This window comes from Paenibacillus taiwanensis DSM 18679 (genome assembly GCF_000425125.1).
GTDB lineage: Bacteria > Bacillota > Bacilli > Paenibacillales > Paenibacillaceae > Paenibacillus_B > Paenibacillus_B taiwanensis.
In genome coordinates, this window is the sequence record NZ_KE384307.1 from 428,804 (window position 1) to 443,639 (window position 14,836).

A 14,836-nucleotide genomic window follows, 5' to 3' on the forward strand; every position below is an offset into this window, starting at 1 on the left:
CCACTCTGGCGGCGCTAATACTAGTGATTCCATGAGAGGGAAATCACACGCTGTGACCGAAGTCCCTGTCATTGCGGCTGATGGATTGTATCATAGCTATGGCGGCCGTCAAGTGCTGCATGATGTCTCGCTCTCTGTTCAAGCAGGTGAATGGCTAGGCATAATTGGCCCTAATGGCAGCGGCAAATCAACGCTGTTATCCCTGTTGTCTCATGCAGAGAAAGCGTCAAAAGGCGCAGTATCCATTCATGGAAAAGCCATTCATGCTTATAAGCGGAAAGAATTATCGCGTCTGATGGCTGTGTTGCAGCAGGAAGCTTTGCCGCCTGTGCACTTCACGGTGCGGGACATTGTGGAGATGGGCAGATTTCCGTATCAATCCTGGTTTGGGAGTGAACGTAAAGACAGCAGGCTGATCGTGGATCATATCATGTCTAAGCTCCAATTAGACCCAATTGCAGATCGGCCGTTGGATCGTTTGAGCGGGGGACAGCGGCAACGGGCAGCACTAGGCAAATTGATGGCGCAATCACCTAGTATTGTGTTGTTGGACGAGCCAACAACTTATCTTGATATTCGTTATCAGGTTCAGTTTATGGATGTTATTAGGGATTGGCAGCAGGATTGTGGCTTGACGGTTGTGTCCGTCCTGCACGATTTGAACTTGGCCGCGCTGTACTGTGATCGGATCATCGTTATGCAGGAAGGCGTAATCGCGGCGGAAGGCACACCGCAGCAGCTAATGACGACAGAACTGCTTCAGCATGTATTTGATACAAAGACGGTTATTGTGCCACATCCAGACTGTAGCAGGCCGCAGGTGCTCGTTTGTCCTGGATCAGTAGGAGATTAAATAATAGAGAATTGCTCAGGCTTATGAGGACTGCACAATTATAAGAAGTAGTTATGAAGACAACTCACATCGATGCAGCTAAGAATGAACCGACAAAAATGGAGATGATGAATAATGACACAGCAATGGAGTAACGTAATCCCGAATTTAAATGAAGAGGCTCGTGAGGCAGCGCTTTTGCACCAGAATCAGTTAACAAAGCCGCCAGGGAGTCTTGGTGTGCTCGAACAACTTTCGCTGCAGCTTGCAGCTATAACGGGAGAAGTCGTTCCTCAGTTGGATAAAAAGGCAGTAATCGTTATGGCGGGTGATCATGGTGTGTGTGAGGAAGGCGTTAGTGCGTTTCCAGCAGAAGTGACCCCGCAGATGGTCCTGAATTTCATACACGGCGGCGCGGCAGTTAATGTGTTGGCACGCGAGGCGGGAGCACAGGTTGTGTGCGTGGATGTAGGTGTGAATGCTGAATTAAACCACCCTAATCTGGTGACTCGTAAAGTGCGATATGGTACGTCAAATATGGCAAAAGGGGCTGCGATGTCACGCGAGGAAGCGCTAGCAGCCATCCAGGCTGGCGTAGATACGGTTGAAGAATTGGTGCGGCAAGGTGTCCGCCTATTTGCAACTGGTGAAATGGGAATTGGCAATACGACGGCAAGTGCCGCCATATTGTGTGCCTTTACGGGTATGGCGCCAGAGGATGCCGTCGGACGCGGAACGGGGATAGGTGATGAACAGTGGCAGCACAAGTGTGATGTGGTACGCCAAGCGCTTGCGTGTAATCAACCGCAGGCGGAAGATGCGCTTGATGTGCTGGCGAAAGTAGGCGGCTTGGAAATTGCCGGACTTGTCGGGGTCATTTTAGGGGCTGCTCGTCATCGGGCACCTGTCGTAATTGACGGATTTATTTCCAGTGCAGCAGCTTTGACAGCAGTAAGAATAGCGCCAGAGGTGCATGGATATTTGATTGGATCACATCTATCCGATGAAAGAGGCCATCGTGCGCTTTTGGAAGAGCTGCGCCTGCAAGCTCCGCTGCACCTGAACATGCGTTTGGGTGAGGGGACGGGGGCTGTAATTTTGTTTCAGCTTATTGATGCAGCTTGCCGCATTATGCGAGAGATGGCAACGTTTGCACAGGCGGGTGTGTCTGGACAGGAGGATGTAAAATGAGTGGCCGCATTGTGCTGGTTACGGGTGGGGCCCGCAGTGGCAAGAGCTCGTTTGCAGAACGATATGTAATGAAGCATTCGCCGCAGGGCAGCACATATGTGGCAACTGCCGAGGCGTACGACGATGAGATGCGAGAGCGTATTGCCCTCCATCAGCAGCAGCGTGAGGAGTCCAATTATAGATGGCGTATAGCCGAGAGTCCTCAAGGGCTGCCAGCATGGATAAATGCAGCCGCAGAGCCAGCTGTACTCGTTGATTGCTTAACTATCTGGCTGTCGAATGAACTGCTTGCTGTAGAGCAGCACCCGAACTTGGATCAGCTTGTGGACGATTGCATCACACAATTGGTAGCGGCGGCGGCTGGATTCAACGGCATGCTGGTGTGTGTGACAAATGAGGTTGGGAGTGGTGTTGTGCCAGCCTACAAGTTGGGTCGAACCTTTCGCGATGCAGCGGGCCGCTTGAACCAACGAATGGCTGCACTTGCAGATGAAGTGTATTTGGTGACAGCGGGCATTCCTATTGAAATAAAAAGACTGAGGGTAGAGCTATGAAGCTTTGGCTACAGGCCTTTGTGGCGGCTGTACAATTTCTTACACGTATTCCATTCCCCGTTGAAGTACCCTTTACCAATCAAGTGTTAAAACGCAGCGTTGTATTTTTTCCGCTTGCGGGCGGCTTGGTAGGTTTGCTGGTTTGGTTGGCAGGGGCAGGATTAACAGCTGTACTTCCGTCATGGCCAGCTGCAGCGCTCGTGCTGCTGCTAGCATTGGGCTTAACAGGTGGATTACATTTAGATGGGCTTATGGATACCGCAGACGGCCTGCTAAGTCACCGTCCGCGGGAACGGATGCTGGAAATTATGAAGGATAGCCGCGTCGGAGCGATGGGAGTTATTGTTTGTTTTATCGTATTGCTCCTTCAGTGGTCGTTGTTTGCTGTGATGATGGAGCATGGACAATGGGGATTGTTTATTGCGCTCCCGTTTATCGGCAGTCGATATGCGATGGTGTGGGCAATTGCATCAGAGCCTTGTGCACGCAAGGATTCAGGAATTGGTGTGATGTTCCAAGGTGTTCACATGTTTTATGTGCTAGGTACGATGCTAACTACGATTGCACTTTCAGCGTTATTTTTGTTCGGAGGATTGAATCTCCCCGTACCATTTGCCGCTCAGCATGTGGATCAAGCTTGGCGGTGGAGTCCTAGCCTGTTGTTGGGCGGTTATATTTTGATAGTTCAACTATTTAGTTGGGTTTGTTCTCGCAGCATTTCACGTAAATTAGGTGGCTTAACTGGTGATACGTATGGAGCCATCTGTGAGCTGATGTTGACGCTGCTACTGCTAGGGCTTGTTATTAACATGGGGATAGATGGAGGTGGAGGCCGATGAGCGAGCAACGCCAAATTCATCATACTTGTGCTGCGCAGAAGGCTGTTGGTGGCAGAGCGATTATGCTTCAAGGCACAGCATCTGATGTCGGGAAAAGTGTTGTGACGACAGCACTTTGCCGTATTTTCAAACAGGATGGGTATCGGGTTGCGCCCTTTAAATCACAAAATATGGCGTTAAACTCTTACGTAACTCCTGACGGCAAAGAAATCGGCCGCGCGCAGGGCGTTCAGGCTGAAGCGTGTGGAATAGCTGCTACTACGGATATGAACCCCGTCTTGATCAAGCCGATGCAGGACATGCATTCGCAAATTATTGTGCACGGCAAACCGTATCGTAATATGAGTGCGCTCCGTTATCGCTCGGACTTTCTCCCTGTAGCGCGGCAGCTTGTAACGGAAGCAGTTGAAAGATTAAAGGCCGCATATGATATCGTTGTGATGGAAGGTGCGGGGAGTCCTGCGGAAATTAATTTGAAGCATAATGATATCGTAAATATGAATATGGCTAAATGGGCGGATGCACCAGTCATTTTAATCGCAGACATTGATCGTGGCGGTGTATTTGCTTCGATTGTGGGAACGTTGGAGCTGTTAGAGCCGGATGAACGCGAGCGTGTCGTTGGATTTATTATTAACAAGTTTCGCGGCGATCTGGAGCTGTTACGCCCTGGGTTAACATGGTTGGAGGAACGGACGGGGAAGCCTGTACTGGGTGTTCTGCCCTATGCGGAAGACTTGGACATTGAAGCTGAGGATTCAGTAGCATTGGAAAAATGGAAGGTTCGAGTGGACCCCGAACGAGATATTGATATTGCGGTGCTTGCGATTCCGCGAATTTCTAATTTTACAGATATAGACCCGCTAACATCAGAAGGTGACGTTCGTATCCGTTACGTCAAGCACCCGCAGCAGCTAGGGGAACCAGACGTTGTTATTATTCCAGGTTCGAAAAGTACAATTGCTGATCTGCTGTGGTTGCAGTCAACAGGTTTGGCGGAAGCGCTAACTACGCTTCGTGAACGAAAAAGCCGGCAAGGGAGCGGCTTGCGGATCGTTGGCATCTGTGGGGGCTATCAAATGCTAGGTAAGTCTCTAATCGATCAGGAAGGTGTAGAAGCAGAGCCTGGAACTATAGTGGTGGGCTTAGGCTTGCTGCCTGTAGAGACGGAATTTGCCGCTATCAAACGAACGGAGCAAGTGAAAGGTACGTTGATTACGAATTTGCCCTCATGGAGACCGCTGCAAGGGTTAACTATGGAAGGCTATGAAATCCATATGGGACGCTCTGTCAAGTTATCAGATGATGCTACGGCACTGGTCAGGTTAGCAGAAGTAACAGCGGATGGTGCTCAACACAACGAAGGATCGGATATGTCCTTATCGAGTGCCACAGATGACGGTTGTGTGAGTGAGGATGGGTTAGTGTTTGGAACGTATTTGCATGGATTGTTCCACAACGATGATTTTCGTCGTGGCTGGTTGAACCTCATTCGTATTTCTAAGGGATATGACCCACTGCCTGTACAGCTTCGGTTTAAAGAGAAGAAAGAGCACGCGTATGATCGGCTTGCAGAGCTCACACGTAAGCACCTGAACATGGAAGCTATTTACAAGGCGATAGGAAGCGATTAAGGAACGAGCATGCCCGCCGCCGTGTGAAGCCTTTATAATTTGTGAAATCAGTTCCCCTCATGTAAGTGTGAGCTTCACACGTATATGAGGGGTAACTGATGACTTTACCAATACGCTTTAAGAAGGCTCCCTGTCCTCCTCCAGCTCCTGGAGCATCTTCAGCACAACTCGCTTTCTATACATCATTTGCGCTGTTTCTGCGACATCGTGTATAAGCGACCGATTCATAAAGGAGCCAAACACCATACCCGCTACCGGAATCGACTGGAACAATTTTTTCCACCCGAAATTATCAGTAAAGGCGATCATCGTTTCACGCCAGCCCTGCATCTCGGACAGTGCTTCGCGATCGCGGTCCTCACGATGGTATTCAGTGAGCTCTTTAAGAATAGCCTGCTTGCCCACAATATCTGACGATGAAAATTGCATACATTTTACAACAAATACTCGCTCCTCACGTGCACTTGGATCAAAGCCATAGCTGATGGCTGTCTCCTGAATGACCTTAAGTGATATCCCCAAAATTGCAGGAATATCAATTGCCAGCGTAAATATGCCGCCAAAGCCTGTCGTAGCACCTTGGGCAAAGGCAGCGGACTTATGGGATTCCCGCAGTTGAGACGCAACTTCATCGCGTACAGCAAGAGGGACACGCTGGACATCGTTGATACATGCCACGGCTAACGCTTGCTCAGGCGTGGTCTTCTTCCATTGCTGCTCCATTTTGTGTAATACGTGCTTCTCTTGAATTAAATAACGTCCTCCTGTGTGCAGATAGCTGCCGACTTCATCTAATACCTGGCCCACTTTTCGTTGTAATATTTTGGGGCTAAGCTTGTCCAATATCATAAACGGGATACGACCGATCTTCTCCCAAAACCAGAGCTCGCGCTGTTCCTTTTCCCACGTTTCAATTTCCATTTTGGCCTGTAGCAGTGCGGCACGTTGCTCATCTGTACGCATATGATCCTCCTTATAGAACTCGCAAATGGATGCATGCGTTGTTTGCTTTACAACGTTTGCAGCATACGAAGCATTCTACTAGTAATAAGAAGTTGTACGTGCAGACTGGTGCATTGTTTCAACGAAATGTATGAAATATCCTGTTTGTATTCCGTTTGGAATGCGGGCCAGCAGGGTAATGATGAAGATATAAACTAAGGGAAGACCCGCAAGGAGAGAAGATTTATGGAAGTAGGGTTATTGGTTTCCATTTTTATGATCCAAATCGTTTACGTCTCCTTTTTCACCCTACGGATGATCCTAACCCTGAAAGGACAAAAGTATTATGCCGCTGCGCTGAGCTGCGTCGAAATTACGATATACGTGCTTGGTTTAAACATGGTGCTCAAATATTTGGATCAGCCGATAAGCTTGATTGTATATGCGCTAGGGTATGGATTGGGTGTGCTCGTTGGCTCTTGGATCGAAGAAAAGATAGCGCTTGGTTATGTTACGCTACGGGTAATTGTTAACAATCCGGAGAGTAGTGTTCCTAATCATCTTCGTGATCTGGGTTATGGTGTGACGACTTGGATTGGGAGCGGGCGAGATGGGGAGAGGTTAATGTTAGAGGTGCTCGCACGTCGCAAAAATCAAAAAAAGCTTTATCAGTCCATCATGGATGTGGAGCCGCGCGCCTTTATTGTTACATCTGAGCCGACGCGCCTTCATGGGGGATTTTGGGCGAAGGCGACTAGACGTTAGCGATATCCTAACAAGGGAATACGCTTATCAATTTGACCAAAGTTGACTATAAGCATAAACCTATATATAATATTACATATGCTTAATTCCCGACCAAGGGAAGCGGGGGAACCGTTTCATTGGGGCGAATCGCCATTATGGCGTAGGAATCCATCTTTTCCGAGCCCGTCAGCTAACCTCGTCAGTAGGAGATGGGTCTATTTATGATTTATTAGCTTAGGACCCGAACGTGATTTTGGGTTCTTTTTTGCATTTACAGACCCTGATGAATCGGATGTCGTGATGACGATCCGTTTGTTCGGGGTTTTCTTATTTGGATTCCCGCGCAAGTAGCACTCTTCATTACCCGTGTTATTTCTCTCCCGGCCCATCTCTTTTATTAACTGGCACAGCGCTGCACAAACGTCGAATTAGAAAGGAGGTTTATGAACAAACTGGCTATAATCGCATTTTTTTGAACGAAAAGCACAACGACAGCTTTTATTTTGATTCGCCGTAACCGGATATGTTTAAGGATAAAAGGTGTCCGCACGTGGCTTAGAACTGAACAGAATAGATAGAAGAGGTGACTGTAAATGATTGAACTACAACAGGTAAACAAAGTATATGATGATGGATTCCACGCCTTAAAAGATATTAACCTCACGATCAAAAAAGGTGAGCTTACTGTCTTTATCGGTCCGAGCGGGTGTGGCAAGTCCACTACCATGAAAATGATCAATCGCTTGATTACCCCTTCTAGCGGTAAAGTGCTTATTAATGGCAAGGACATATCTGAACAGAACCCAGTTGAGCTCAGACGGAATATAGGTTATGTGATCCAGAACGTTGGTTTGTTTCCGCATATGACCATTGCGAGAAATGTAGCAGTGGTGCCTCACCTGAAAAAATGGGAGCAGGATCGCATTCAACCACGAGTGGAGGAATTGATGCGGATGGTTAATTTGGACCCAGAGGTTTACCGTGATCGATATCCATCTGAGCTGAGCGGGGGACAGCAGCAGCGTATCGGCGTAATTCGTGCATTAGCGGCAGATCCGGACATTATTCTGATGGATGAGCCGTTTAGTGCATTGGATCCAATAAGTCGCGAACAGCTGCAAGAGGAATTGAGCCGTCTGCAAGAGGAACTGCATAAGACGATTATATTTGTTACCCACGACATGGATGAAGCGATCAAAATCGCGGATACAATCGTGATGATGAAGGATGGAGAGGTTGTTCAGACGGGGTCGCCCGAATCGATTTTACGTTATCCAGCTAATGATTTTGTACGCACCTTTATCGGGCAAAAACGGATGGAAGAAGGACCACAGGGTGAGCCGCTTCGTCTGTCTACGGTAGATGATGTCATGGTTACACAGCCAGCAACAACGTACCCGAGCCGTGGCTTGGCAGAAGCCGTCAAAATTATGGAAGGGCGCAGGGTTGACTCCTTGTTTGTTGTAGATCGCTTCCGCAAGCTGCTTGGCATCGTGTCCATTTATCGAGTGCTTAATATGTTTAACGAGGAAAATAAAACGGTCGGTGACGTCATGCGGCCTATTGGTTATCAGGTCGCTCCAGGTACACCACTGCCAGTCGCAATTGAGATGATGAGCAATCACAGGTTGACCAATTTGGCCGTGGTGGATGACGACGGTCGTCTGCTCGGACTGATAACGCGGGGCAGCATCGTTAAGCATCTGAATGAAGTGTATCCGACGATTGTGGAACAATTTGCGTCAAGCCTCGGAGAGGAGGCGTAGACCTATGAATAACTTGGTATCCTTTTTTCAAGAACGAGGTGCTGATATTGCAATCGCACTTCAGGAGCATTTAGTTATCACTTTTGCAGCGGTATTATTAGGCTCCCTGTTGTCTATCCCATTAGGTATATTACTTGTATATAACCGTTTCAAATGGATAAACAGCATCGTATTTTTCTTTGCAAATATTCTTCAGACCGTACCTAGCCTGGCATTGCTAGCTATTCTTATTCCGTTTCTTGGCATTGGAATGAAGCCTGCTATCGTCGCTCTATTCCTGTATTCCATCATGCCGATCCTGCGAAATACGTATGATGGCTTTGCTTCCGTTGATTCCAGTGTGCTGGAATCGGCACGGGGGATGGGGTATGGAACGATGCAGCGTATTTTACGCATTCAATTTCCGTTATCCTTGCCTTACGTCATGTCGGGAATACGTATTACAACGGTGTACATTATTAGCTGGGCTACGCTTGCGACACTGATTGGTGCGGGTGGTCTTGGGCAGCTTATCGTATCTGGGCTTGGCGTGAACAAGCTGGAGTTAATTGTGACAGGAGCCGCAGGGGCGATTTTGTTGGCGCTGCTTGCTGATGCGCTCCTTGGCTGGCTGGAACGTTTGCTAACAAGACGATTCGGACGGACAAGTTCGATTGCTGCATAAATGCGTAAGAGAGCAAGTGGAGGAGGAAACGGCATGCTACGCAATAAAATAACTGCCGGACTTACGGCAATGTTGCTTCTGATATCGGTGCTTCTAGCCGGCTGCGGTACGGAGCATCAATTAATTATCGGAACACAGACGTTTACGGAAACGAAGATCTTAGCTGAAATGTATAAAGCACTAATCGAGGATCAAACGGACATTAAGGTCAAAGTGATTCCTGACCTCGCGTCCAGCACCGTTGTTTTAAATGCTATTAAAAATGACGATGTGCAGCTAGGCACTTTGTACAGCGGAGAAATTTTTAACAACCATTTCCCGATCAAAGAGACGAAAGACCGCGCGCTTGTGATGCAGCAGGCTAAGGAGGGTTTTCATAAGTATTGGGGTCTCAAATGGTTTGATTCGTTAGGGTTTGAAAATACGTATGCCTTCACTGTTCGTAAAGATTTAGCGGACGAAAAAGGGTATAAGCAAATATCAGATATTAGTAAAGATGCAGCAGATTTGCGACTTGGGATAGACACAACTTGGCTGGAACGAACGGACGTTGGCTATCCGGCGTTCCAGAACACGTACCAATATAAATTCGGGAAGTCGTATCCGATGGAGCAAAGCTTAGTTTACCAGGCCGTCGGGAACAATCAAGTGGACATCGTGGTGGCCTATTCAACAGACTCGCGCTTAAAGGCATACAATCTCGTTACATTAGCAGATGATAAGCAGTTTTTCCCACCCTACGATGCGTCGCCAGTCATGCGCGAAGATGCTTTGCAGCAGCATCCGGAAGCAGCAAAGGCTATTGAGGTGCTGATTGGGAGCATGGATGTCAATACGATGATCAACTTGAATTATCAGGTTGATATGGAGAAGAAGAGTGAGCGCGAGGTGGCGCTTCAATATTTGCAAGACAAAGGACTATTGCGTACGAAATAGTGTATAGACAAGAAAGGAGGATACTATGGGAAATTATGAATGGTCGATCGCAGATTTGTTAGCTTATATGAGTCGTAACTCGGGCATGCTTTGGGAATACTTTGTGTCCCATGTTGTGATGGTGCTGAGTGGTCTCGGGTTAGCGATTGTTATTGGTTTGCCGTTAGGCATATGGTGTTCAAAAAATGAAAGGCTGGCCAAATTCATTCTAGGTATTACAGGTGTGTTGCAGGTCGTGCCGAGCTTAGCTTTGCTTGTGCTGCTAATGCTTGTATTGGGTCTTGGCAGCACGACCGTCATTATTGGGTTGCTGTTCTACTCGTTAAATCCAATCGTCAGAAATACGTACGTGGGGCTTAAGCAGGTGAACCCAAGCTATATTGAAGCAGGACGCGGCATTGGCATGAGTCCGCTGCAATTGCTAATGAAAGTTCGCTTTCCGCTTGCGCTGACGTACATTATGACAGGACTGCGCATCGCAGCTGTCATTGCAATTGGAGTTGTCACGATTGCGCCAATGGTTGGCGGAGAAGGGCTTGGCCGCGAAATTTACGCGGGCATTAACAACCAGAACCCGCTGCGCATTTATGCGGGTGCGATTCCTGCTGCACTGCTTGCAATCGTGGCAGATATTGTGCTTGGCTACTTCCAACGCAAGCTTAAGTTTGATGAGCGTAAGCATAAGCGTCAAGGAAATAAAAAAATAAGCACCACGTAAACAACGTACACCTTTTGAATAGCTCGCTGCTGAGGCGCTTGCAAGCTATTCAAAAGGTGTATTTTTGTAGCCTGTATTACGGAACGAGACACTGCATAAAATGTTATTTGTTTTAAATTACATATGTAAAATTTGACGTATTAAATCAAAGCTATTACACTGGAATAAGAAATGGAGGTCGGTAAGGAACGATACCGAACGAACCAAAGTGAATGGTGGAGTGTTAGTTATGAACGAGGAGCGATTATCCAAGAACACGTTTTGGAGTATAATGTTTGCTATTTTTTTTGGCAATTTTCTTGCTGTTTTAAGTACAAATACCGTTAACGTTGCACTGCCTGTCCTTATGAAGCATTTTGGCGTGGAACTGCCATCTATTCAATGGGTGCTGACAGGATTTATGCTGGCAACGGGTACTGTTGCACCTGCTGTCGGGTATTTTGCTAACCGGATGAGTACGAAACGACTATATTTATTTGCGTTAAGTGGCTTTGTGCTCACCTCTGTTTTATGTGCAATATCTTGGGATGAACATAGCTTAATTGTATTTCGGGTGCTGCAGGGGTTGTTTAGCGGTATCATTATGCCAACAACGATGACTATCGTATATCAAATTATACCGCGAGAGCAGCAAGCCTTTGCTATTAGCATTTGGAGCTTGTCCGCCATGCTTGCACCTGCGATCGGCCCAACTCTGGCGGGGTGGATCATCCATGTTGCTGATTGGCACTGGCTGTTCTGGATAAACGTGCCGATCGGATTGGTGGCACTGCTCGCCGTTGTCAAGTTTATTCCAATGTATCGGATGCGTGAGCAGCAGCGATTCGATAAGCTTGGCTTCGTGATGGTTATAACAGGCAGCTTGCTGCTGTTGCTCGCTTTTGGTAATGGGCAGGCCTGGGGCTGGGCTTCTGTGAAGACGTTGGCCTTTATTATAGGAGGGCTGCTTATTATCGGGGTGTTTGTTCGCCGTTCACTGCGACAGGAGCATCCTTTGCTCGAATTCCGTGTATTCCGTTATTTGCGCTTTTCTTACTCGATGTTACTGGTTAGTATAATCACGATCAGTTTGTATGCAGGCGGCTTGTTAACCCCTTTATTTCTACAAAATGTACAGGGGGCATCTGCGTTAACGACTGGGCTTATTTTGCTTCCGGCTTCCTTGTTGATGGCGTTGGTTATTCCTTTTACGGGGAGATGGTACACCAAATACGGCCCAGTTCCTTTGATCATAGTTGGCCTTCTGTTTATGGGCTGTGGCACTTACATGCTTAGTCGGCTAGAAGTAAATACACCCCATGTGGAAATTACACTATGGATGGCACTACGTAATGTAGGAATAGCCCTTGCCAATACGCCAGCGATGAATGCCGGGATGAGCGCTGTAAAAAGGGAATGGTCAGGGTACGCTTCGTCCATCAATAGCTGGATTCGTCAAGGACTCGCTTCACTGTCCATTGGCTTGTTCTCGTCGTTGTTAGCGGCTCGTACCCTTGCTTATGCTGCACAGCTTAGCGCTGCGGGGGGCGACACGGCGATAGTGAAGCCGATTGCGTATACACACGGTATTAATGATATTAATCTGATTAGTTTTGTCATGACATTGGTAGGAATTCCGGTAGCTTTCCTCCTAAAAGATAGAAAGAAAAAGTCTGTGCAGCAGGCTGGGGAATAAAGAACGGGAGGGTAAAGCGTGCTAAACGCACTTAGCCCGTGCAAGCGTGGTGTTAAGGGCGCACTTCGTTATTAGGCGGCTAAGGCAATGTATTCAGCGGTACATTAAATGACTACATGTGCCCTTGCAGCGATCAACTCGTCTAGCTTTGTGTGCCTTGAATACGTTCTGATGTATCTTGCAGGATCCCTTGCAGCCGCTTCGTCAAAGTTGCACGCCAACTGGCGGACAGTGAGGGATTGGCAAGCATACGTGCGACCCCTTCTTCCCCGTGCTTGTGATGATGCATCACTTCATTCGCATATTGAATGGATACGGCGGCTTCATCTGCTTGAATTAAAGTCAGCTTATCTTCTGGACGTACAACCCCCTCCTCAATCACTCGCAAATAATAGCCTGTAAATCCGGTGTCCTGCATCCATACCGGGATTTCTTTCTTATCGTAACGCGCAGCAAGCTTAAAGCAAGGTTGACGAGGCTGCGTCACCTGTACGACAGCTTCTCCAATACGAAACATATCTCCAATATGAACATTTGTTTCAATTAGTCCGCTAGTCGTTAAGTTCTCGCCAAACGCCGCATGCGGCAATTCGTGGCCCCATTCTCGCTGCCAGAAGTCATAATGCTCGCTCGGGTACACGCAAATTGCTTTGTCGGGGCCGCCGTGGTGCTTCGTATCTGCGACACCATCACCCTCAAAGCCAAGCTGTTGCAATTGGATCGGCAGCTGAACAGGCTGCTTAACGATGCCGGAGCGAACGGGTTTGCCATTATACGTGAGCGAATCAGTTGGTAATGCGACATTTAATGAAATAATTGCAGCTTGCATAAAAGGCCTCCTTCAGAATACGGTAACCAATTTACATGTATGAGTTCGTAGGTTAAGCTTGTTATATGTCCGAACTAGGAAGCGTTTAGTCGGTACGAGCGAATCTAGTTAATAATATAGTGCATTTGCCATTAAATGAACAGTATAGTCAGGGTGATAAAGTTGTCGAATGAGGAGCCTAACCTAGTACCGTTGCAGCCCCAAAAAGAAGATGTCATTTTTTATCGGGCGGAGAGTGAAATTGGAACATTACTTCCATTTAAAGTATACCGTTGGAATAGAGCCGGTGGAAGCATCCGCGACCATACCCATGATTATTTTCAAATTTGGTATGTCGTTAAAGGAGAGTTCATTCATACGATTAATCAGCACACCTACTCGATGGTCAAAGGGAATATCTTTGTCATTCCACCTTATGCTGTTCACCGGGTTAATTTGGTGCCAGGTCAAGATATCGATATCATTGGGTGTGAGTTTTTGCCACATTTTATTGATGAACAATATCAACCACATAGCGGAGGCAAAGATAGTTTTGATTACTCCTATTTGGAACAATTTATGTTGGACGAGGAACATGTTACTCCTAAAGTTGCACTCAGTGGAGAAACAGATTTGGAAGTATCCCGTCTGCTTCATGAAATGCTAGATGAGTTCCAGTCGGGCAAACGTTATTATGAATTAGTGCTAAAAGCAAATTTGTTGAAGCTGATGTCCGTTATTATGCGGGAGATGGCACGTCAATCAGGCCAATCCAATGAGGAAGACGAGCGGGTAGAGAAGTTTAGAGAACTGATGACAGCGGCTATTCACTATATTCATGAGCACTACAATGAAGAATTGCGGCTAGAGAAGTTGTGCCGCAAGTTCAGTATTTCCAAGTCGTATTTTTGTGCCTTGTTCAAGCGCTTTACCGGAAAAACTTATAACGACTATTTGATCGATTACCGCGTTCATCAAGCTGCTGCGATGCTCATTGATACGGACATGACGGTAACAGACATTTGCTTCCAAGTTGGCTTTAACGATGTTCCTTACTTTTCACGTGTGTTCAAGCGCCAGACGGGTGTGACACCGACCCACTTTAAAAAAAATGCTTCATCTATATAAAGGGGAGTATAGAGGGCGAAACATAAATCCACTTTGAATTTATGTTCTTATCGTCGGCGGAACAGGGGACACGAAACGGGCATCGCAAAATGGAAATCGGCACTCAAGCCTTTATAATCCACAGCAGGTGCATGTGAAACCTTCTAACTGAGGTCAAATAAAAAACAAAAAGCTTAAAGATGTCGACAACAGATGCAAAGTGTAAGTTACACTTCTAAATAATCTGGAAAGCGAATAACCCTTATACAGTATAGGGTTGTTCGCTTTTTTTATGGTGTGTAAACGCACGGTGCTGCGCAAGAATAGCCCATGAATTAATCGAGAGGAAAATTTTACGAAAAGATGGGTTTACATTTATTAACTATGGGTCTATAATGAGACTCATTAAATTCCTAGTTAGCA

At 47.0% G+C, this 14,836-nt stretch carries 14 protein-coding genes and 1 riboswitch; of the genes, 12 read left to right on the forward strand and 2 right to left on the reverse strand.

The window, feature by feature from the left end; translation table 11 throughout:
• The first annotated feature begins 31 nt into the window (after positions 1-31).
• From H509_RS0115920 to H509_RS0115940, 5 genes are all read left to right on the forward strand, one after another.
• Complete coding sequence (locus H509_RS0115920; RefSeq protein ID WP_028545951.1) at positions 32-853, forward strand: ABC transporter ATP-binding protein; 822 nt, start codon at positions 32-34, stop codon at positions 851-853.
• 114 nt (positions 854-967) lie between these two features.
• Entirely contained in the window at positions 968-2,023 is a 1,056-nt protein-coding gene (gene cobT, locus H509_RS0115925) for a nicotinate-nucleotide--dimethylbenzimidazole phosphoribosyltransferase (RefSeq protein ID WP_028545952.1), read from the forward strand.
• Positions 2,020-2,577 carry a bifunctional adenosylcobinamide kinase/adenosylcobinamide-phosphate guanylyltransferase gene (gene cobU, locus H509_RS0115930; RefSeq protein WP_028545953.1) on the forward strand — a complete coding sequence of 186 codons (558 nt, stop codon included), beginning with the start codon at positions 2,020-2,022 and terminating at the stop codon, positions 2,575-2,577. The genes cobT and cobU overlap by 4 nt, the downstream gene beginning before the upstream one ends.
• Positions 2,574-3,416, forward strand: a complete 843-nt coding sequence (gene cobS, locus H509_RS0115935; RefSeq protein WP_028545954.1) for an adenosylcobinamide-GDP ribazoletransferase — start codon at positions 2,574-2,576, stop codon at positions 3,414-3,416. Before cobU ends, cobS begins: the two co-directional genes overlap by 4 nt.
• Positions 3,413-5,050 carry a cobyric acid synthase gene (locus tag H509_RS0115940; RefSeq protein ID WP_084159229.1) on the forward strand — a complete coding sequence of 546 codons (1,638 nt, stop codon included), beginning with the start codon at positions 3,413-3,415 and terminating at the stop codon, positions 5,048-5,050. The genes cobS and H509_RS0115940 overlap by 4 nt, the downstream gene beginning before the upstream one ends.
• A gap of 117 nt (positions 5,051-5,167) precedes the next feature.
• On the opposite strand, the gene H509_RS0115945 is transcribed toward H509_RS0115940, so the two are convergent.
• A complete protein-coding gene (locus H509_RS0115945) occupies positions 5,168-6,013 on the reverse strand; it encodes an EcsC family protein (RefSeq protein WP_028545956.1) in 846 nt (281 codons plus the stop codon).
• 225 nt (positions 6,014-6,238) lie between these two features.
• Between H509_RS0115945 and H509_RS0115950 the strand changes: the two genes are divergently transcribed.
• From H509_RS0115950 to H509_RS0115975, 6 genes are all read left to right on the forward strand, one after another.
• Complete coding sequence (locus H509_RS0115950) at positions 6,239-6,757, forward strand: DUF2179 domain-containing protein (RefSeq protein WP_028545957.1); 519 nt, start codon at positions 6,239-6,241, stop codon at positions 6,755-6,757.
• 69 nt (positions 6,758-6,826) lie between these two features.
• Positions 6,827-6,960, forward strand: a riboswitch (cyclic di-AMP (ydaO/yuaA leader).
• Positions 6,961-7,332: 372 nt separating this feature from the next.
• The gene (locus H509_RS0115955) at positions 7,333-8,505 is read left to right on the forward strand and encodes an ABC transporter ATP-binding protein (protein WP_028545958.1); all 1,173 of its coding nucleotides are present in this window, start codon (positions 7,333-7,335) and stop codon (positions 8,503-8,505) included.
• Between the two features lie 4 nt (positions 8,506-8,509).
• Positions 8,510-9,169, forward strand: a complete 660-nt coding sequence (locus tag H509_RS0115960; RefSeq protein ID WP_028545959.1) for an ABC transporter permease — start codon at positions 8,510-8,512, stop codon at positions 9,167-9,169.
• 33 nt (positions 9,170-9,202) lie between these two features.
• A complete protein-coding gene (locus tag H509_RS0115965) occupies positions 9,203-10,105 on the forward strand; it encodes a glycine betaine ABC transporter substrate-binding protein (protein WP_028545960.1) in 903 nt (300 codons plus the stop codon).
• A 25-nt stretch (positions 10,106-10,130) separates the two neighbouring features.
• Positions 10,131-10,823, forward strand: a complete 693-nt coding sequence (locus H509_RS0115970) for an ABC transporter permease (RefSeq protein ID WP_028545961.1) — start codon at positions 10,131-10,133, stop codon at positions 10,821-10,823.
• A 229-nt stretch (positions 10,824-11,052) separates the two neighbouring features.
• Complete coding sequence (locus H509_RS0115975) at positions 11,053-12,498, forward strand: MDR family MFS transporter (RefSeq protein WP_028545962.1); 1,446 nt, start codon at positions 11,053-11,055, stop codon at positions 12,496-12,498.
• A gap of 142 nt (positions 12,499-12,640) precedes the next feature.
• On the opposite strand, the gene H509_RS0115980 is transcribed toward H509_RS0115975, so the two are convergent.
• Complete coding sequence (locus H509_RS0115980) at positions 12,641-13,327, reverse strand: MOSC domain-containing protein (protein WP_028545963.1); 687 nt, start codon at positions 13,325-13,327, stop codon at positions 12,641-12,643.
• A 153-nt stretch (positions 13,328-13,480) separates the two neighbouring features.
• Between H509_RS0115980 and H509_RS0115985 the strand changes: the two genes are divergently transcribed.
• Entirely contained in the window at positions 13,481-14,434 is a 954-nt protein-coding gene (locus tag H509_RS0115985) for a helix-turn-helix domain-containing protein (protein ID WP_245596111.1), read from the forward strand.
• Positions 14,435-14,836 lie beyond the last annotated feature (402 nt).

Bases quoted from the DNA above. Each gene is read 5' to 3' on its own strand.
- H509_RS0115920 (WP_028545951.1), top strand. From the start codon at position 32: ATGAGAGGGAAATCACACGCTGTGACCGAAGTCCCTGTCATTGCGGCT.
- cobT (WP_028545952.1), top strand. From the start codon at position 968: ATGACACAGCAATGGAGTAACGTAATCCCGAATTTAAATGAAGAGGCT.
- cobU (WP_028545953.1), top strand. From the start codon at position 2,020: ATGAGTGGCCGCATTGTGCTGGTTACGGGTGGGGCCCGCAGTGGCAAG.
- cobS (WP_028545954.1), top strand. From the start codon at position 2,574: ATGAAGCTTTGGCTACAGGCCTTTGTGGCGGCTGTACAATTTCTTACA.
- H509_RS0115940 (WP_084159229.1), top strand. From the start codon at position 3,413: ATGAGCGAGCAACGCCAAATTCATCATACTTGTGCTGCGCAGAAGGCT.
- H509_RS0115945 (WP_028545956.1), bottom strand. From the start codon at position 6,013: ATGCGTACAGATGAGCAACGTGCCGCACTGCTACAGGCCAAAATGGAA.
- H509_RS0115950 (WP_028545957.1), top strand. From the start codon at position 6,239: ATGGAAGTAGGGTTATTGGTTTCCATTTTTATGATCCAAATCGTTTAC.
- H509_RS0115955 (WP_028545958.1), top strand. From the start codon at position 7,333: ATGATTGAACTACAACAGGTAAACAAAGTATATGATGATGGATTCCAC.
- H509_RS0115960 (WP_028545959.1), top strand. From the start codon at position 8,510: ATGAATAACTTGGTATCCTTTTTTCAAGAACGAGGTGCTGATATTGCA.
- H509_RS0115965 (WP_028545960.1), top strand. From the start codon at position 9,203: ATGCTACGCAATAAAATAACTGCCGGACTTACGGCAATGTTGCTTCTG.
- H509_RS0115970 (WP_028545961.1), top strand. From the start codon at position 10,131: ATGGGAAATTATGAATGGTCGATCGCAGATTTGTTAGCTTATATGAGT.
- H509_RS0115975 (WP_028545962.1), top strand. From the start codon at position 11,053: ATGAACGAGGAGCGATTATCCAAGAACACGTTTTGGAGTATAATGTTT.
- H509_RS0115980 (WP_028545963.1), bottom strand. From the start codon at position 13,327: ATGCAAGCTGCAATTATTTCATTAAATGTCGCATTACCAACTGATTCG.